We start from the raw sequence: 16,765 nt of genomic DNA, 5'->3' as shown, positions 1-16,765 counted from the left end.
GGCGTGCCTGGCCGGTGCTGGCGGCGCTGGCGGCGGCGGCGCTGCTGCTGGCGGCGGTGCTGCTGCTGGCGGTGCGGGTGCGCACCGACATGGCCGAGTTCCTGCCCCGGGGCGAGACCGAGGCCGCCCGGCTGGTGCTGCGGGAGGCCCGCGCCGGCGCCGCCACCGGCCTGATCCTGGTGGGCATCGAGGGCGCGCCCCCCGCCGATCTGGCACGGATCAGCCGCGCCATGGCCGAGGCCCTGCCCGCCACCGGCTTATTCTCCCTGGTCATCGGCGGCGAGGCCGCGCTGCCGGAAGCCGAGGGTGCGGCGCTGTTTGCCCGGCGCTACCTGCTCTCCCCGGCCAGCACCGCGGAGGCCTTCACCGAGCCTGCCCTGCGCGCGGACCTGGAGGCTCTGCTGCGGCAACTCGGTTCCTCCATGGCGCCGCTGGCGGTGCAATTCGGCCTGGCCGATCCGCCGGGCGCCTTCCTCGCCATGCTGCGCGGCTGGGCCGGCTCCAGCAGCGTGCGGGTGGTGGAGGGCGCCTGGTTCGCCGCCGGGCAGGACCGCGCCCTGCTGCTGGCGCGCAGCCGGGCCGGCGGCATGGATATCCCGGCGCAGGAGGCGGCGACGGCGGCGATCCAGGCGGCTTTCTTGGCGGCCTCGCCCGGCCCGGCCCGGCTGCTGGTGGCGGGGCCGGCAGTCTTCGCCCGCGATGCGGCGCGGGCCATCCGGGGCGATGTGGAGCGGATCGCCCTGCTCTCCACCGGGCTGGTGGCGCTGCTGCTCTGGTGGCGATTCCGCTCGGCCCTGGTGCTCGCGGCCATCGCCGTGCCGGTGGTGCTGAGCATCGCCGCCGCGGCGCTGGTGGTGCAACTGGGCTATGGCGCGCTGCATGGCGTGGCGCTCGGCTTCGGCATCACCATGCTGGGCGTCTCGCTGGACTATCCCGTGCTGATGATCGGCCACCGCAAGGCCGGCGAGCCGGCCATGGCGACAAGGGCGCGGATCGGCCCGGCCTTCGTCCTGGCGGTCATCACCGCGACGCTCGGGCTGGCGGCCATGGTCTTCTCCGGCTTTCCCGGCCTTTCGCAGCTTGGGGTCTTCTCCGCGGCGGGGTTGGCGGCGGCGGCGCTGGCCACCTGGTGGCTGCTGCCGCGGCTGGTGGTGGCGGCGGAACTGGCACCGGTCTCCGCCGGCAACCCGGCCTGGCTGGCGCCGGTGGAGGGGCTCAGGCGCTGGCGCCTGCTGGGGCTGCTGCCGGTGCTGGCCGCCGCGCTGTATCTCGCTGCGCGGGGCGGCCCGGACTGGGAGGGCGACCTGCAAAGCCTGAGCCCGGTGCCGGCCGCCTCGCGGGCGCTGGATGCCGAGCTGCGGGCCCAGCTCGGCGCGCCGGAGGTGACTCAGTTGCTGGTCATCCAGGGGGCGGATGCGGAGGCCGTGCTGCGGCGGCAGGAGGAATTGTGGCCCGTGCTGGAGCGCCTGCGGGCGGCGGGCGCCCTGGCGGGGGCGGAGCTGGCGGCCCGGCTGCTGCCGAGCATCGCCACCCAGGAAGCCCGCCGCGCCGCCCTGCCGGCGCCCGGGGAACTGGCCCGGCGCCTGGCGGCGGCCGGCGCCGGGCTGCCCTTCCGCCCGGATGCCTTCGCGCCCTTCCTGCAAGCTGTCGCCGCCAGCCGGGACCTGCCGCCGCTCCGGCCGGAGAACCTGGCCGGCACGCCGCTCGGCGCCCGGCTGGAACCCCTGCTGTTCCAGCGCGAGGGCCGCTGGCACGGGCCGGTCGCCCTGCGGGGGGTGCACGACGCGGCCGCGATCCGGGCGGCGCTCGATGGCCGGGAGGGCGTGGTCTATGTCGACATGCGCCAGGAGCTGGGCGGCATCCTCGCCCGCTATACCGCCCAGGCCTGGCATTGGCTCGGCTGGACCGGGTTGCTGGTGCTGGCGGTGCTGGCGGCGGGGCTGCGGGATGCCGGGCGGGTGGTGCGGGTGTTGGGCTCGGTCGTTGCGGCCCTGCTGGTGGCGGTGGCAGTGCTGACCCTTGCCGGCGCGCGGCTTTCCCTGCTGCACCTTGTCGCCTTGCAGCTTGTGGCCGGCATCGGCCTCGACTACGGACTCTTCTTCTCGCGCCCCCTGCTGGATGCGGAGGAAAGGGCCCGCACCTTGCGTACGCTGGTGACCTGCAACGCCATGACCCTGCTGACCTTCGGCCTGCTGGCGGCATGCCAGACCCCGCTGCTGCGCGATATCGGCTGGACCGTGGCGATCGGCGCGGTGCTCGCGATGGGCTTCGGCTTCCTCTTTGCCGGTGAGCGGCCCGCGCCGCGGGGCGCGGGGCAGCGCCGCTGATGGCCAGCCGCATGCGGCCGCTGGTGCTCTCGGCCAGCACCGCCGTCAGCGCGCTCGGCCAGGGCGCCGCGGCGCAGGGAGAGGCGCTCGCCGCCCGCCGGGGCGGGCTGCGGCCCAATGATTTCGAACCCGCGGTGGGCGGCTGGATCGGCCGCGTGGCGGGGGTCGAGGATGTCACCCTGCCGCCTGAACTCGCCGCTTATGATTGCCGCAACAACCGCTTGGCGGCGATGGCGCTGGCCGCCGACGGCTTCGCCGAGGCGGTGGCCGAGGCGCGGGAGGCCTATGGCGCCGGCCGGATCGCGCTGATCCTCGGCACCAGCACCTCCGGCATCACCGCGGCCGAGGAAGCCTACCGCCAGCGCGACCCGGAAAGCGGCACCCTGCCGGCGGGCTTCGACTATGGCCGCACCCAGGACCTCGCCTCCTTGGCCGGCTATGTGCGGGCGGCGCTGGGCCTGCGGGGGCCTTCGCTGGTGGTCTCCACCGCCTGCGCCTCCTCCGCCCGGGCCTTCATGGATGCCGCGCAACTCATCCAGACCGGGATCTGCGATGCCGCGGTGGTGGGCGGCGCGGACAGCCTCTGCCGCATGACGCTGCAGGGCTTCGCCGCCCTGGAACTGATCTCGCCCACCGCCTGCCGCCCCTGCGACGCGGCGCGCAGCGGCATCTCGATCGGCGAGGCGGCGGGCTTCGCCCTGCTGGAACGGGCCGAGGCGCCGCGCCGGGATGGCGGCGCCGGGCCGCGCCTGGCGCTGCTCGGGGCCGGGGCCAGCAGCGACGGCTACCACATGTCCTCGCCGCATCCGCGGGGGGCGGGCGCCATCGCCGCCATGCGCCAGGCGCTGGCGAGCGCCAGCTTGGCCCCGGATGCGGTGGACTGGGTGCATCTGCACGGCACCGGCACCCGCGCCAATGACGCGATGGAGGACATGGCGGTCATGGCGGTCTGCGGCGCGGATACGCCATGCAGCTCCACCAAGGCCTATACCGGCCATACGCTGGGGGCCTGCGGCATCCTGGAGACGGTGCTGGCCGGGCAATGCCTGGAGCGCGGCTTCGTCGCCGGCTGCCTCGACGTGACCGAGCCGGACCCCGCCTTCCAATCCCGCGTGGCGACCGCGAACCTGGAGCGGCCGCTGCGGTACGTACTGAGCAATTCCTTCGGCTTCGGCGGCATCAATTGCAGCCTGGTGCTCGGCAGCCCGCCGTGACGGTGCTGGAAGCCAACATCATCGGCGTTTCCGTCTGGGGGCCGGGGCTGGAGGGCTGGGCCGCCAGCCGGCCGGTGCTGGCCGGCGAGGCGCCCTATGAACCCCGCCCTTCGCCCGCCCCGCCGCCTGCCGTGCTGCCGCCGACCGAGCGGCGCCGCACCGGCCCGGTGGCCCGGCTGGCGCTGGTGGTGGCGCAGGAGGCCGCCGCCGCCTCCGGCCTGCCGCCGGCCAGCCTGCGCAGCGTCTTCGCCAGCAGCAACGGGGATGGCGTGGTGGTCGGCGGCATCCTCGATGCGCTGGCAACCATCCCGGCGGAAAGCCGGCCGGTCTCGCCGACGCAGTTCCACAATTCCGTGCACAATGCCGCGGCCGGCTACTGGTCCATCGCCAATGCCAGCGCGGAGCCGGCCACCTGCCTCGGCCTGCATGACGACACCTGGGCGGCGGGGCTCTTGAAGGCGATGGCCGAGGTGGTGGCGGATGCGGAGCCGGTGCTGCTCTGCGCCTATGACCACCCGCTGCCGGCGCCGCTGGATGCCAGGCGGCCGACGCTCGCGCCCTTCGGCCTCGGCCTGGTGCTGGCGCCGCCCGGCATCGGCAGGCCGCTCGCGCGGCTGGCGGTGCGCTACGAGGCCATGGCCGGCGCCGCGCCGCCGGTGCCGCGCATCGAGGGGCTGCGCCCGCTGGCCGCCGGCAATGCCGCGGCGCGCGCCCTGCCGCTGCTGGAGGCGCTGGCGCGCGGCGGCGCGGCGAGCCACTTTCTGCCCTATGGCGATGGCAGCCTGACGGTGACGCTGGCGCCATGAGCGGCCCCGCCGGGATCGCCGGGCTGGTGCCGCATGCCGGTGCCATGGTGCTGCTGGACCGGGTCGAGGCCTGGGATGCCGCCGGGATCACCTGCTTCGCCCGCTCCCATCTGGATGCCGCGAATCCGCTGCGGCGCGCGGGCCGGCTGGGGGCGGTGGCGGGCATCGAATACGGCTTGCAGGCGGCGGCGCTGCATGGCGCGCTGGCGGCCGGCGAGGTGCCGCAGCCGGCCGGCTATCTCGCCAGCCTGCGTGGCGTGGCGCTGCTGGCGGAGCGGCTGGACGACCCGGCGCTGGGCGCGTTGCGCGTCGCGGCCCGGCTGGAACGGCAGGAGGAGGGCGGATTGATCTACGGCTTCGAGATCGGCTCGGAGGCCGGGCGGATGCTGCTCTCCGGCCGCGCGGCGATCGCCCTGCCACGCCTGGCATGAAGCGGGCGCTGGTCACCGGCGGTGCCAGCCCGCTCGGCGCCGCCATCTGCCGCAGGCTGGCGGCGGAGGGGCTGCATGTGGTGGTGCATGCCCATGCCGGCCTGGCCCGGGCCGAGGCCCTGGCGGCGGAATTGCAGGCCGCCGGCGGCAGCGCCGAGGCGCTGGGCTGCGACCTCACGGATCTCGCCGCCACCCGCGCCGCCATGCTGCACCTGGCTGAAGCGGGCGTGCCGCAGGTGGTGGTGCACAATGCCGGCACGCACCAGGACGTGCCGATGGCCGGCATGAGCGAGGACCAGTGGCGCGGCGTGCTGGATGTCTCGCTCGGCGGTTTCTACGCGGCGGTGCAGCCCCTGCTGCTGCCGATGCTGGCGACCCGCTGGGGCCGCATCATCGCCGTCTCCTCCGTCACCGCGCTGCTCGGCAACCGCGGCCAGGTGAATTACGGCGCCGCCAAGGCCGGGCTGATCGGCGCGGTGAAATCCCTGGCGCGGGAGGTGGCGAGCCGTGGGGTGACGGTGAATGCCGTGGCGCCCGGCGTCATCGCCTCCCCTGCCGTGGACGCCGCCCTGGACCCGAAGCGCATCGCCGAGATCGTGCCGATGAAGCGCGCCGGAAGGCCGGAGGAGGTGGCGGCGCTGGTCGGCTTCCTGGCCTCCGCCGAGGCCGGCTACATCACCGGCCAGGTCATCTCCATCAATGGCGGTATGGCCTGAACGGCGCGCCCGGCGGATTTCGGCCGAAGCGGCGGGCGGAACAAACCTGCCCGGCAGGAAACCGCCCGGGCCCGTGACGGTTGGGGCCTGGTGGTGTATCGGCCCGGGTGACCGTGCCGGTGACGTGGCCGGCCCCCCGGCGCAGCCCGCGCCACGGGCAATACCTTTGCTTCAGAGGCCAAGATGATCCGCCGTCGTGCATTCCTGGGCGCAAGCGCGCTGACGCTTCCCACGCTCTCCGCCGCCCGGGCGCAGGCCCCCCGCCTTCCCGACGCGGCCGGTGCGCATCGTCGTGCCCTATGCGCCGGGCGGGGCCGTGGACCTCACCGCCCGCTTCCTGGGGGAGCGGCTGCAGCCCCAGCTCGGGCAGAACATCCTGGTGGACAACCGCGGCGGCGCCGGCGGCAACCTCGGCGCCGATGTGGTGGCCAAGGCCGAGAAGGATGGCTACACGACGCTGCTCGGCTCGGCCTCGATCCTCTGCGCCAACAAATTCCTGTTCCGCCGTTCGATGCCGTTCGATCCCATGCGCGACCTGGCGCCGGTGACGCGGGTGACCACCGGGACGGTGCTGCTGGTCGTCAATTCGGACCGGCCCTGGAAAACCTTCGCGGAGCTGATCGCCGCGGCGAAGAAGGACCCGGGCAAGATCACCATGGGCTCCTCCGGCACCGGCACGGTGAGCCACCTGACGCTTGAATCCCTGAAGCGCGCGGCCGGCGTGGACATCACCCATGTCCCCTATCGCGGCGGCGGGCCGGCCTTCCAGGACCTGCTGGCGGGCAATATCGACATGATGTTCGACGTCATCCCTGCCGCGATGCCGAATGTGCGGGAGGGCCGGTTCCGCCCGCTGGCGGTCGGCAGCGCCGAGCGCGTCACCTATGTCCCGGAACTGCGCGACGTGCCCGGCATGCGGGAACTGCTGCCGAGGTCCAACATGGACATCCAGAGCTGGTACGGGATCAACGTGCCGACCGGCACGCCGGACGACCGCATCGCCATCCTGCACCGGGCCATCACCGAGGTGGTGCGCTCCGATGCCTTCCGGCAGCGCATGGAACCGATCGGCTTCGCGCCCATCGCGGACGAGACGCCCGCGGCCTATGGCGCCTATATGCGCGAGCAGGAGAAGGTGTGGCAGGGCATGGTCGAGGCATCGGGCGCCACGATGGAATGATGGCGGCCCGGCGGGCAGGGGGCGGCTTGCATGGCCCCGCTGCCTGCCAGAGTGGATCGCCGCAGGGCGGAACCGCCCGGAGGCGTGAATCTGCGCTGCAAACAACAGCCTGCAGCGGCGTGGCGAACCATCAATTTGGCACGCCGTTGCAGGTCAGCCCCCGCGGCGCCCGATCAGCCGCGCCAGCACCATCAGCGCCACGCCGAGCGCGACGACCCCGTAGGTTTCCGGGTCCGACCGGACGGCCCCGATGATGGCGGCCGGAACCCAGAGCAGCGCGTCCCAGCCGAAGAGATGTGCGCCGAGCCCGAGCGCCACCAGCGCGGCACCGATGGTCCATAGCCACCTGGCCATTCCTGCATCCCTTCGGGCCCCGTCGCTTCGCCCCGCTGCCTCAACCGCTCCGCCGCGCCCGGTCACGCTCGATCGCATCCTCCACCAGGCGGCGGTCGCGCGCCGCTGCCTGCCGGTTCCGCACCACCACCACGGCCCAGAGGACCGCGAGGCCCCAGGTCAGCAGCCCCGGCACGAAAGGCAGGATCAGCAGCACCAGCCCCAGCGCCCAGAGCAGCGCGTTGAACAGCGCCTGGAAGGGGCGGCCCGCCAGCAGGATCGCCACGGGTGGCGCGAGGAAGGCCAGGAGATACAGCATGTCTCCAGAACCATCGGGCCACGGCCCGGTTGCGTCCAGCCAAGAAGTGCCGGTGGCGCTTGACGGCGTGGCCAAGGTCACGGAAGCATTCCGCCCATGTCCGATCCCAATTCCCCCGACGTCGCCATCATCGGCGGCGGGCCCGCCGGCTCCACCGCCGCGGCGATGCTGGCCATGGCGGGGCGCCGCGTCACCCTGCTCGAGAAGTCGGCGCATCCCCGCTTCCACATCGGCGAAAGCCTGCTGCCGCGCAACCTCGACATCCTGGAGCGCCTGGGCGTGCTGGAGGAGGTGCGCGGCATCGGCGTCCACAAGCCCGGCGCGGAATTCGTCTCCGACCGCACCGGCCGCAGCGCCGCCTTTCCCTTCGCCAAGGCGCTGAACCGGTCGCGCACCCATGCCTGGCAGGTGAAGCGCTCCGAGTTCGACACGCTACTCTTCGCCAATGCCCGCCGGCGCGGCGCGACCATGCTCGAGAATACCCGCGTCACCGATATCCGCTTCGGCGCGGTGGGGGAGCGCCCGACCGTGCTGGCACGCGATGCCGCGGGCGCGGTGCTGGAGCTCAGGCCGCGCTACCTGCTCGATGCCTCGGGCCGCGACACCTTCCTCGCCGGCCGGATGCGGGTGAAGGATTCCAACAAGTACAACAACACCGCCGCCACCTATGCGCATTTCCGGGGCGTCGAGCGGCGCGGCGGCGAGCTCGATGGCTATATCAGCATCCACCTGGCCGAGGATGGCTGGTTCTGGCTGATCCCGCTGCCGGGCGACATCATGAGCATCGGCTTCGTCGGCAACCAGTCGGCCTGGAAGGGTCGAAAGGGCAGCGCGGCCGAGCTGTTCCTGGCGCGCATCGCCGGCAGCCCCACGGTCGCCGCCCGCAGCCGGGGGGCGGAGATCGTCTCCGAGGTCTACAGCACCGGCAATTACAGCTACCGCGCCCGCCAGGGGCATGGCGACGGCTACCTCATGATCGGCGACGCCTATGGCTTCGTCGACCCGATGTTCTCGACCGGGGTGCTCATGGCGATGACCTCCGGCGAACTCGGCGCCGCGGCGGCCGATGCCTGGCTCGACGACCCGGCGCGCGGCCGCAGGCTGGCGGCCAGGACCAACCGCGAGCTGGCCCGTTCCATGGAGCGGATCAGTTGGCTGATCTACCGCGTCAACGACCCGGTCATGCGGTCGCTGTTCATGGCGCCGCGCAATACGCTCTGGATGCGCGACGGCATCATCAACATGCTCGCGGGCAACCTGTATGGCGAGTTGCGCGCCATCGTGCCGGTCCTGGCCTTCAAGACGGTGTACCAGGTGCTTTCGGCCCTGCACCGGATGGGCCTCGGCCCGGCCATGCCCGAGGCGATGCCGGCCGCGCCGCTGGGCGCCGCAGCGGCGGAGTGACGCGCCCGCCAGGGCGCCGGAGCATTCGGCGACCCGATCTGGCGGGGTGAGTCCGGCAGACGCTTCCCGCGCAGTTCCTGCTGATGACGGTCGCGATCCGCAACCATCTGCAAGCCGCGTCCTGCCGACCGGCCCCATAACCGGCACGAAGGATCGCGGACACGGTGGCCAGGCGCAATACCGTGTCTCGAAGGCTGATTCCCGAGAGATTCCCAGGCCGTGATCTTCCGGCGTGGGACCACCGCAACACTCGCGAGCAGGTGCTGTGCCATGTGTTGCAAGCCTGCTTCGGTGCCGCGTCATCCTGCGCTACCAGCGGCTGTCACCGGAACTGTATGACGCAACATTGGTTCTGCGCTGGCGTGCATTGCTGCGAGGAGGAAGATTTTGGCGGACGACGTGGATTGGAATGCGCTTGCTGCGCAGGTGATGGCCAATTACGAGGCCACCGGAAGCTGGTACGTGGGTGACGCAACCCCGCCTGTCTCACAGCCCGACCCCGTGCCGGAACCGGAGCAGCCCCCGCCCGTAGCGGAGCAGCCGCCGCCGGCCCCGGAACCGGCTCCTGTGGACTGGAATGCGATCGCTGCGCAGGTACTGGCCAATTACGAGGCCACCGGAAGCTGGTACATGGGTGACGCAACCCCACCTGTCACACCGTCCGATCCCGCGCCGGAACCGGAGCAGCCTCCGGCCCCGGGCACACCTGTGGAAGCGCGGCCAGGCTACACCGTCGTGCTGAGCGATGATTTCAGCAACGGCTATGACCATTCGCATTGGGGCGACCCCTTCCCGTTGCCCTACCCGAATGGCCCGTCCTCGAACGGCGCCTATATCTGGAACCCCGGCGACGTCAACGTGCGCGACGGCGAGATGCAGGTGACGATGACGCACCAGGCGGACGGGACCTGGACCACCAGCGGGTTCAATTCGTTCAAGGCAGGTGTGGGGATCCACTACGGCACGGTGGACTTCGATGCCCGCGTCGAGAGCGCGCAGGGCACCACGGCGGCGTTCCTCATGTGGCCGATGACGGATACCTGGCCGCCCGAGATCGACATCCTGGAGACGCCCAAGGGCGACGCGATGCATGTGCTCCACTGGGGCAACAGCAGCGCCGATGCCGATGTCATCATGGGCGGGCCAGATCCGTCGGACTGGCACCACTACACGCTGACCTGGCTGCCCGACCTCGTGAAGATCGAGACCGATGGCCAGTTGGTGGCGCAGTGGGATTACAATTCCCCTGATGTGCCGATGGGGTTCGGCATGATGGGCTTTGTCGGAAGCGGTTGGGACGGCTGGATGGGCGGGACGCCCGACGCCTCCACCCCACCGATCGTCACGGCACATCTGGACAATGTCGTCATGGCGCAGTGGAACGGCATCGCCTGAGAAGGACGCCGCGGCGCGCTACCTGCTCGCGCGCCGCGGCGGGCCCTGCGACCACGACGCCGGGCGGACCTTTGGAGTAATTCCAAGGGCCGCTGGCCTTGGCCATCGGGCGCGGCGTCCGCTGCGCCGCCGATCGATCAGGCCATCAGAAGGGCAGCCGCAGGGTGGCGCCCGGCGAGGGCAGCCGGAACCCCTGCGGCTGGCGGGTATCCGGCGAGGGATCGCCGCTGTGGAAGGTTTCCCCCTGGCCAAGCAGCGTGGGCGTTGGCACGCCGAGGGAGAGGCGCGGCTGCGGCAACCGGTCCTCCAGGGGCGGGCGGGCATTGGTGCTCGGCACCGGCGCCGGCTCCAGCCCTGGAATCCGGGAGGGCGGCGGCGGGCCATCGATCATCGGCGGCGCGGGCGGCGGGCCGGGCGCGGCCCGGGCGGGAGGCGCGGGCCGCTGCCGCCGCCGGCGTGGCCGTTCCGCCGCCACTGCCTCCCGCCCCACCAGCAACGCCGCCATGCCGAGCAGCCAGCCCCGGCGCGTCACGCCTGCGCATCCTTCCCGCATGCCCGCATGGCGACAATGACGCGGCAGCGGGCGGCGGGTTCAGCCGGGCGCGCTGCCCGTCGCGCCGGAGCTCCGTGCCAGCAGCCGCAGCAGCCCATGCACGCCGCGGAGCGTCGGCGCCGGCAGGCCGAGATGCCCGGCCAGTTCCACCAGCCCGCCCAGCAGCGGGCCGATCTCCATGGTCCGCCCCGCCTCGAGGTCCTGCAGCATGGAGGTGCGGAAGGCGCCGAGGCGGCGGGTCACAGCGATGCGCTCCTCCGGGTCCCGGGCGATGGGCAGGCCGATGCGGGCGCCGATCTCCGCCATCTCCCGCATCATCGCCAGCACCAGGCCGCGCGCGCCCCCGTCGTCGAGCAGCGCCACCGCATCGGCGCGGGCCAGGGCGCTCAGCGGGTTCATGTTGGGATTGCCCCAGAGCTTCAGCCAGATCTCGGCGCGGATATCCTGAACCACCTCGGCCGGCACGCCGCCCGCCCGGAACTCCGCCGCCAGCGCCGCCACCACCTCGCCTCTGGTCCCGGAGGGGTCGCCGAGCAGCAGCCGGTCCGCCTGCAGCACCCGCACCTGCCCCGGCGCCTCCACCCGGCTCGCCACATGCGCGACGCCGCCGATCACCCGCCCGGCCGGCAGCGTCCGGGCCAGCGTGCCACCGGGATCGACGCCCTCCAGCGTCAGCCCCTCCGCCGGCCCACCGAAGCCTTCGAAGAACCACCAGGGGATGCCGTTCTGCACCGCCAGGACCAGCGTCTCCGGCCTGAGCAGCCGCAGGATCAGCGGCAGGGCACCCGGCAGGTCGTGGCTCTTCAGGCCGAGCAGCAGGAGATCGGCGCCGGCCAGGGCGGCCGGATCATCGCTGGCGGGCAGGCGGAAGGCCCGGCGCCGCTCGCCCTGCAACAGCACCAGCCCGTGCCCGCGGAGCGCCGCCAGGCTCGCGCCGCGGGCCAGCAGCCCCACCTGATGCCCCGCCTCCGCCAGCCCGGCGGCGAGCCAGCCGCCCACCGCCCCGGCGCCCAGCACCGTGATCCGCATCGCGCCCCTCCTGTCCCGCGCCGATCCGCGCCGCCCTCCGGTGCCGATCAGCTCCTGGGGGTGGAGGATAGGGCATGTCCGGCCGGAAGCGGGTGGGATGACCGGCAGGGGACACACCCCGTTTGGTTTCGATCGGTGCTTGGTGCGCCGGGGACCGATGCTTAGGCTGGCCGCATGCGAATCAGCCGCCTTGCCCCGCCGCCTGCCTTCGCGGACCATGCCCCCCGGCTGGGCTTGGCCGGCGGGGATGCCGCGGCTGCGGCGCATTCCTCACCCTCGGCTTGGTGCCGGAGGCCGCTGGTGCCGGGCACTGCCATGGCCTGCCCCGGCTGCCGCTGACTATGCAGGGACAGAGCGGGCCGGGGCGGCGCCGGGTCGTCCTGGCACTGGGCACCACCCAGACCTTCGCCTGGGCTTCGAGCTACTACCTGCCGGCCATCCTGGCGGTGCCGATGGCGGCCGAGCTAGGCCTGTCGCGCAGTTGGATCTTCGCCGCCTTCTCCGGCGCGCTGCTGCTGACCGCGCTGCTCGGGCCGCTGGCGGGCCGCGCCATCGATGCACGCGGCGGGCGGGATGTGCTGTGCCTCTCCAACCTGATCCTGGCGGCCGGGCTGGTGCTGCTGGGGCTGGCGCAGGGGCCGCTGCTGCTCGGCGCCGGCTGGGCGGTGCTGGGGGTCGGCATGGCCTTCGGGCTCTATGACGCCGCCTTCGCCACCCTGGCCGGGCTCTATGGGCGGGAGGCGCGGGGGCCGATCACCGGCATCACGCTGATCGCCGGCTTCGCCAGCACGGTGGGCTGGCCGGCCTCGGCGGCGATGGAGGCCGAGATCGGCTGGCGTGGCGCCTGCCTGGCCTGGGCGGCGCTGCACCTGCTGGTGGCGCTGCCGCTGAACCGGCTGCTGGTGCCGCCCGCCCCGCCGCCGGCCCCGCCCGGCACGCCGGAGGTCGCGGCCGCGCCGGCGCAGCGCGGCGCCATGGCGCTGCTGGCCTTCATCTTCGCGGTGGTGGGGCTGGTCTCGACCGGCATGGCGGCGCATCTGCCGCGGCTTTTGCAGGAGGCCGGCGCCACGGCGGCCGGCGCGGTGGCCGCGGGGGCGCTGATCGGCCCGGCGCAGGTGGCGGCCAGGCTTGGTGAATTCGCCTTGCAGCGGCATCTGCGGCCGCTCTCGGCGGCGCGGCTCGCCACCCTGCTGCATCCGATTGGCGCGGCGCTGCTGCTGGCGCTGGGCGGGCCCGCCGCGGCCGCCTTCGCGGTGCTGCACGGGGCGGGCAACGGGATGCTGACCATTGCCCGCGGCACCCTGCCGCTCGCGCTGTTCGGGCCGGCGGGGTATGGGCTGCGGACCGGGCTGCTGGCCGCCCCGGCGCGGCTCGCCCAGGCCGCCGCGCCGCTGCTCTTCGGCGTGCTGCTGGATGCCTGGGGGGCGGGCATGCTGCTGGTCTCCGCCGGGCTCGGCCTCGCCTCGCTGGCGGCGCTGCTGGTGCTGCGGATGCCGCGCGCAGTGACGCCGGCGCGGTGAGCGGCCGGTTGCCGCCTGCTCCGGCATCGTCATGCTCCTCCGCTCCTGATCGGCTGCGCGGGGCCAGGATGCCGCCATTGCATGGCGTGGCCTGGACGGCACAGGGGCGCGGGATTCCGGGATGCCCCGGGGCAGGAATCGTTTTGCGGGCAACGGCCGCGTGATATGGGCGTTGCGGCATTGCACGGGACAAATTGTCGAGCAGGAGCCTGAAGGATGGAAGCCCGGGAGACGAGGTGGCGCGGCGCGGCAGGAAGGGCAGACAATTCGGCGTTTCGCGCCGGCGCGTATTTCCCTGAGGCTGCCGGCTGCTGAATCTGGCAAGCTGGCACCACGACTCGCAACTTCACAGCATTCAATGGCGGGCATCATGGCCGATGGCAATTACTCCCCCGAGGAACACCCCCTGCGCTTCGACCTGCTGACCGCCAACCCGGTCTACAAGCCCTTTCGCTACCCCTGGGCCTATGACGCCTGGCTGACGCAGCAGCGCGTGCATTGGCTGCCGGAGGAGGTGCCGCTCGCCGATGACGTGAAGGACTGGCAGAGGAACCTCAGCGCCGCCGAACGGAACCTGCTGACGCAGATCTTCCGCTTCTTCACCCAGGCGGATGTCGAGGTGAACAACTGCTACATGAAGCAGTATTCCCAGGTGTTCAAGCCGACCGAGGTGCTGATGATGCTCTCGGCTTTCTCGAACATCGAGACCATCCACATCGCCGCCTATTCCCACCTGCTGGACACGGTGGGAATGCCGGAGATGGAGTACTCGGCCTTCCTCAAATACAAGGAGATGAAGGACAAGTACGACTACATGCACGGCTTCACGGTGGACAGCAAACCGGAGATCGCCAAGACCCTGGCCGCCTTCGGCGCCTTCACCGAGGGGCTGCAGCTTTTCGCCTCCTTCGCCATCCTCATGAACTTCCCCCGCTTTAACAAGATGAAGGGGATGGGGCAGATCATCTCCTGGTCGGTGCGGGACGAGACGCTGCATTGCCTCTCCATGATCCGGCTGTTCCGCACCTTCGTGCAGGAGAACCCGGAGATCTGGACCGAGGAATTGCGCCGCGACATCTATCTCATCTGCGCCACCATCGTGAACCACGAGGACGCCTTCATCGACCTGGCCTTCGAACTGGGCGGCGTCCAGGGCCTCGATGCCGCGGATACCAAGCAGTACATCCGCTTCATCGCCGATCGGCGGCTGCAGCAGCTTGGCCTGCAACCGCTCTTCCACATCGAGAAGAACCCGCTGCCCTGGCTCGACGAGATGCTGAACGCGGTCGAGCACACCAATTTCTTCGAGAACCGCGCCACCGAATATTCCAAGGCCAGCACCTCGGGCACCTGGGAGGAGGCCTTCTCGGACAGCACCTTCTCCTCGCCGCAACCGGCCGGCGCGATCCTGGAAGCCACGCCGCGGCACTGAGCCGCGGGGGCGCCGGGGCCGCCATACCGGTTTCGGCGCACCGGAAAACAACGGCTTGGTGGCCTGCCTGTCCCTGGAAATTCGCGGGCGAAGTTCAGGGGCAGGCCACTGGCGTCTGGCCGTGATCCGTCTTGCCCTGGCGGTTGCGGCCAGTCGCGGCTATCTAGCCTGCCATGCTCCGTACGATCCGCCTCTTCTCCCTGTTCCTGGCCCTGCTGGTAGGCGGGGTCTGGGCCTATGCCTGGGTGACCCGTGCCCCGGGGGAGGGGCTGGCGGAGGCTTTCGCGGGCCGGCTTGGCATGCTCTTCGGGGGGCAGCAGGCGCCCATCCCCTCGGCCGGTGGCATCCAGCTTCCCCAGGGCACCTCGCTCGGCGGGCCCTTCAGCCTGACCGACCAGACCGGCCGGGCGGTGACGGAGCGCGACTTCGCCGGGGGCTGGATGCTGATCTATTTCGGCTATACCTACTGCCCGGATGTCTGCCCGACCGAACTCGGCACCATGGCCGCCGCGGTGGATGCCATGGGCGCCGCCGGCGAGAAGGTGGTGCCGGCCCTCATCACGATCGATCCGCAGCGGGATACGCCGGCGCAACTCGCCGATTACGTCGCCCGCTTCCATCCGCGCATGCTGGGGCTGACCGGCACGCCGGAGCAGGTGGCGGAAGTGGCGCGGCGCTACCGGGTCTATTTCGCACGGGTGCAGCGGGCGGAGATGACGGACTACCTGATGGACCATTCCAGCTTCATCTACCTGGTCGGACCCGATGCGCGGGTGCGGTCGCTGTTCCGGCCGGAGATGCGGCCGGAGGACATCGCCGCCGCGGTAGCGGCGCAAATGGGTGGGGCGGCGCGCAGGAACAGTTGACGCGACCGCATCGCATGGTCGACCAATGCGTTTGTGTTTCATATCTGCTGGCCCGTTCCGCAGCGCTGCGGCGGTCCAGGGCAGGGGGGCCGGCATGATGGACGAGGACACGGAACAGGACGGGCCGCGCGACGGGGCGCGCAGCGCCAATGCGCCGCGGCACAGCCGCCGCCTGTCCGACAAGATCCTGATCGCCTTCCACCACGCCTGCGACCAGGCGGATTACGAGGTGGCCGAGCAATTGCTCCGCATCCTGGAAATGATGCTGACGCGTCGCCCGACCTCGCCCGACACCAACCGGCGCCGGAACATGGAGAGCCTGGTCGCGGCGCATGAGCGGCTCTGGCACCTCCGCCACCCCGAGGCCAGCGACCGCTAGATCCTCCCTCCGCCAGCCGGGGGGGGCGGCTCTCGGGACGCATCGCGCCAGGGCCGCGGGCACCAGGGCCGGGCAGCAGCAGGAGGCGGGTATGGAACTCAGCGCGACCGAGGCCGGCGCAGGCGATCCCGTGCTGCTGCTGCATGGGCTCTTCGGCTCGGCCGGGAATTGGGGCGCGATCGGCAAGCGGCTGGCGGCGGGGCATCGGGTGATCGCGGCCGATCTCCGCAACCACGGGGCCTCACCCCACGCTGCCGCCATGGACTACCCGGCGATGGCGGCGGATGTGGCGGAGACGCTGGCGGCGCGGGGCGCCATGCCGGCCGCGGTGCTCGGCCACAGCATGGGCGGCAAGGTGGCCATGGCGCTGGCCCTGGCGCGCCCCGGCCTGGTCACGCGCCTGGTGGTGGCGGATATCGCCCCGGTCGCCTATCCGCCGTCGCTGCGCGGCTATGTCGAGGCCATGCAGGCGCTGCCGCTGCGCGCCGGCCTGACGCGGCGGGAGGCCGATGCGGCGCTGGTAGCGGCGGTGCCGGAGCCCGGCATCCGCGGCTTCCTGCTGCAGAATCTGCGCTTCGGGCAGGACCCGCCCGAATGGCGCCTCGGCCTGGCGGAGATCGCCGCCGCCATGCCGGTGATCGAGGGCTTCCCGGAATTCGGCACCCCCCTATCCCGGCCCGACCCTGGTGCTGGCCGGCGAGCGTTCGCGCTACATCCGGCCGGAGCACCATGCCCGCATCCGAGCCCTCTTCCCCGATGCCCGCTTCGCCACCGTGCCCGGCGCCGGCCATTGGGTACATTCGGAGAATCCGGAGGGCTTCCTGGCGCTGATCGAGCCCTTCCTGGCAGGCGGCTGACGCC

16 protein-coding genes and 1 pseudogene are annotated in these 16,765 nt (G+C 72.3%); 13 read left to right on the top strand and 4 right to left on the bottom strand.

The genetic code is table 11. The features are described 5' to 3' along the window. The first annotated feature begins 14 nt into the window (after positions 1-14). From KSF81_RS00230 to KSF81_RS00205, 6 genes are all read left to right on the top strand, one after another. Positions 15-2,327, top strand: coding sequence for an MMPL family transporter (locus KSF81_RS00230; protein WP_217377223.1), 2,313 nt, complete (start codon positions 15-17; stop codon positions 2,325-2,327). Next, the gene (locus KSF81_RS00225; RefSeq protein ID WP_254453286.1) at positions 2,327-3,541 is read left to right on the top strand and encodes a beta-ketoacyl-ACP synthase; all 1,215 of its coding nucleotides are present in this window, start codon (positions 2,327-2,329) and stop codon (positions 3,539-3,541) included. Before KSF81_RS00230 ends, KSF81_RS00225 begins: the two co-directional genes overlap by 1 nt. After that, positions 3,538-4,347, top strand: coding sequence for a beta-ketoacyl synthase chain length factor (locus KSF81_RS00220; RefSeq protein ID WP_217377222.1), 810 nt, complete (start codon positions 3,538-3,540; stop codon positions 4,345-4,347). The genes KSF81_RS00225 and KSF81_RS00220 overlap by 4 nt, the downstream gene beginning before the upstream one ends. Beyond that, the gene (locus KSF81_RS00215) at positions 4,344-4,778 is read left to right on the top strand and encodes a phosphotransferase (protein WP_217377221.1); all 435 of its coding nucleotides are present in this window, start codon (positions 4,344-4,346) and stop codon (positions 4,776-4,778) included. The genes KSF81_RS00220 and KSF81_RS00215 overlap by 4 nt, the downstream gene beginning before the upstream one ends. Continuing rightward, positions 4,775-5,494 (top strand): 3-oxoacyl-ACP reductase FabG, encoded by a 720-nt coding sequence (gene fabG / locus KSF81_RS00210; RefSeq protein ID WP_217377220.1) that lies wholly within the window; start codon positions 4,775-4,777, stop codon positions 5,492-5,494. The genes KSF81_RS00215 and fabG overlap by 4 nt, the downstream gene beginning before the upstream one ends. A gap of 280 nt (positions 5,495-5,774) precedes the next feature. After that, positions 5,775-6,674 (top strand): tripartite tricarboxylate transporter substrate binding protein, encoded by a 900-nt coding sequence (locus KSF81_RS00205; protein ID WP_309139428.1) that lies wholly within the window; start codon positions 5,775-5,777, stop codon positions 6,672-6,674. A 153-nt stretch (positions 6,675-6,827) separates the two neighbouring features. Here KSF81_RS00205 and KSF81_RS00200 read toward each other — a convergent pair whose 3' ends face one another. After that, positions 6,828-7,028: a hypothetical protein gene (locus KSF81_RS00200; protein WP_217377219.1), complete on the bottom strand. Its 201-nt coding sequence runs from the start codon at positions 7,026-7,028 to the stop codon at positions 6,828-6,830. A 40-nt stretch (positions 7,029-7,068) separates the two neighbouring features. Continuing rightward, on the bottom strand, positions 7,069-7,326 hold the full coding sequence (locus KSF81_RS00195; RefSeq protein ID WP_217377218.1) for a hypothetical protein: 258 nt from the start codon (positions 7,324-7,326) through the stop codon (positions 7,069-7,071). A 96-nt stretch (positions 7,327-7,422) separates the two neighbouring features. Here KSF81_RS00195 and KSF81_RS00190 point away from each other — a divergent pair, with 96 nt between their 5' ends. Together KSF81_RS00190 and KSF81_RS00185 are read left to right on the top strand one after the other, a co-directional pair. Further along, positions 7,423-8,730 (top strand): NAD(P)/FAD-dependent oxidoreductase, encoded by a 1,308-nt coding sequence (locus tag KSF81_RS00190; protein ID WP_217377217.1) that lies wholly within the window; start codon positions 7,423-7,425, stop codon positions 8,728-8,730. Positions 8,731-9,117: 387 nt separating this feature from the next. Then, positions 9,118-10,125, top strand: coding sequence for a glycoside hydrolase family 16 protein (locus KSF81_RS00185; RefSeq protein WP_217377216.1), 1,008 nt, complete (start codon positions 9,118-9,120; stop codon positions 10,123-10,125). A gap of 145 nt (positions 10,126-10,270) precedes the next feature. On the opposite strand, the gene KSF81_RS00180 is transcribed toward KSF81_RS00185, so the two are convergent. Then, on the bottom strand, positions 10,271-10,657 hold the full coding sequence (locus KSF81_RS00180; RefSeq protein ID WP_217377215.1) for a hypothetical protein: 387 nt from the start codon (positions 10,655-10,657) through the stop codon (positions 10,271-10,273). Between the two features lie 60 nt (positions 10,658-10,717). After that, on the bottom strand, positions 10,718-11,707 hold the full coding sequence (locus tag KSF81_RS00175) for a ketopantoate reductase family protein (RefSeq protein WP_217377214.1): 990 nt from the start codon (positions 11,705-11,707) through the stop codon (positions 10,718-10,720). Between the two features lie 341 nt (positions 11,708-12,048). On the opposite strand from KSF81_RS00175, the gene KSF81_RS00170 reads away from it, so the two are divergent. From KSF81_RS00170 to KSF81_RS00150, 5 genes and pseudogenes are all read left to right on the top strand, one after another. After that, positions 12,049-13,227, top strand: a complete 1,179-nt coding sequence (locus KSF81_RS00170) for an MFS transporter (protein WP_217377213.1) — start codon at positions 12,049-12,051, stop codon at positions 13,225-13,227. Positions 13,228-13,585: 358 nt separating this feature from the next. Beyond that, positions 13,586-14,659 carry a ribonucleotide-diphosphate reductase subunit beta gene (locus KSF81_RS00165; protein WP_375293291.1) on the top strand — a complete coding sequence of 358 codons (1,074 nt, stop codon included), beginning with the start codon at positions 13,586-13,588 and terminating at the stop codon, positions 14,657-14,659. A 173-nt stretch (positions 14,660-14,832) separates the two neighbouring features. After that, a complete protein-coding gene (locus KSF81_RS00160) occupies positions 14,833-15,525 on the top strand; it encodes an SCO family protein (RefSeq protein ID WP_217377212.1) in 693 nt (230 codons plus the stop codon). A gap of 97 nt (positions 15,526-15,622) precedes the next feature. Next, complete coding sequence (locus KSF81_RS00155; protein WP_217381496.1) at positions 15,623-15,904, top strand: hypothetical protein; 282 nt, start codon at positions 15,623-15,625, stop codon at positions 15,902-15,904. Between the two features lie 91 nt (positions 15,905-15,995). After that, positions 15,996-16,761 (top strand): annotated as a pseudogene (locus KSF81_RS00150) (alpha/beta fold hydrolase). The last annotated feature ends 4 nt before the right edge of the window (positions 16,762-16,765 follow it).

Origin of the sequence: Siccirubricoccus sp. G192 (assembly GCF_019084075.1) — a bacterium.
GTDB lineage: Bacteria > Pseudomonadota > Alphaproteobacteria > Acetobacterales > Acetobacteraceae > G192.
Note: the sequence above shows the minus strand (reverse complement) of the source record. Positions and strands in the feature narration are given on the sequence as shown.

What these genes read in the sequence shown, in the direction of transcription:
- KSF81_RS00190 (WP_217377217.1), top strand. Translation starts at nt 7,423, where the DNA reads ATGTCCGATCCCAATTCCCCCGACGTCGCCATCATCGGCGGCGGGCCC.
- KSF81_RS00160 (WP_217377212.1), top strand. Translation starts at nt 14,833, where the DNA reads ATGCTCCGTACGATCCGCCTCTTCTCCCTGTTCCTGGCCCTGCTGGTA.
- KSF81_RS00215 (WP_217377221.1), top strand. Translation starts at nt 4,344, where the DNA reads ATGAGCGGCCCCGCCGGGATCGCCGGGCTGGTGCCGCATGCCGGTGCC.
- KSF81_RS00195 (WP_217377218.1), bottom strand. Translation starts at nt 7,326, where the DNA reads ATGCTGTATCTCCTGGCCTTCCTCGCGCCACCCGTGGCGATCCTGCTG.
- KSF81_RS00200 (WP_217377219.1), bottom strand. Translation starts at nt 7,028, where the DNA reads ATGGCCAGGTGGCTATGGACCATCGGTGCCGCGCTGGTGGCGCTCGGG.
- KSF81_RS00165 (WP_375293291.1), top strand. Translation starts at nt 13,586, where the DNA reads ATGGCGGGCATCATGGCCGATGGCAATTACTCCCCCGAGGAACACCCC.
- KSF81_RS00170 (WP_217377213.1), top strand. Translation starts at nt 12,049, where the DNA reads ATGCAGGGACAGAGCGGGCCGGGGCGGCGCCGGGTCGTCCTGGCACTG.
- fabG (WP_217377220.1), top strand. Translation starts at nt 4,775, where the DNA reads ATGAAGCGGGCGCTGGTCACCGGCGGTGCCAGCCCGCTCGGCGCCGCC.
- KSF81_RS00155 (WP_217381496.1), top strand. Translation starts at nt 15,623, where the DNA reads ATGGACGAGGACACGGAACAGGACGGGCCGCGCGACGGGGCGCGCAGC.
- KSF81_RS00225 (WP_254453286.1), top strand. Translation starts at nt 2,327, where the DNA reads ATGGCCAGCCGCATGCGGCCGCTGGTGCTCTCGGCCAGCACCGCCGTC.
- KSF81_RS00175 (WP_217377214.1), bottom strand. Translation starts at nt 11,707, where the DNA reads ATGCGGATCACGGTGCTGGGCGCCGGGGCGGTGGGCGGCTGGCTCGCC.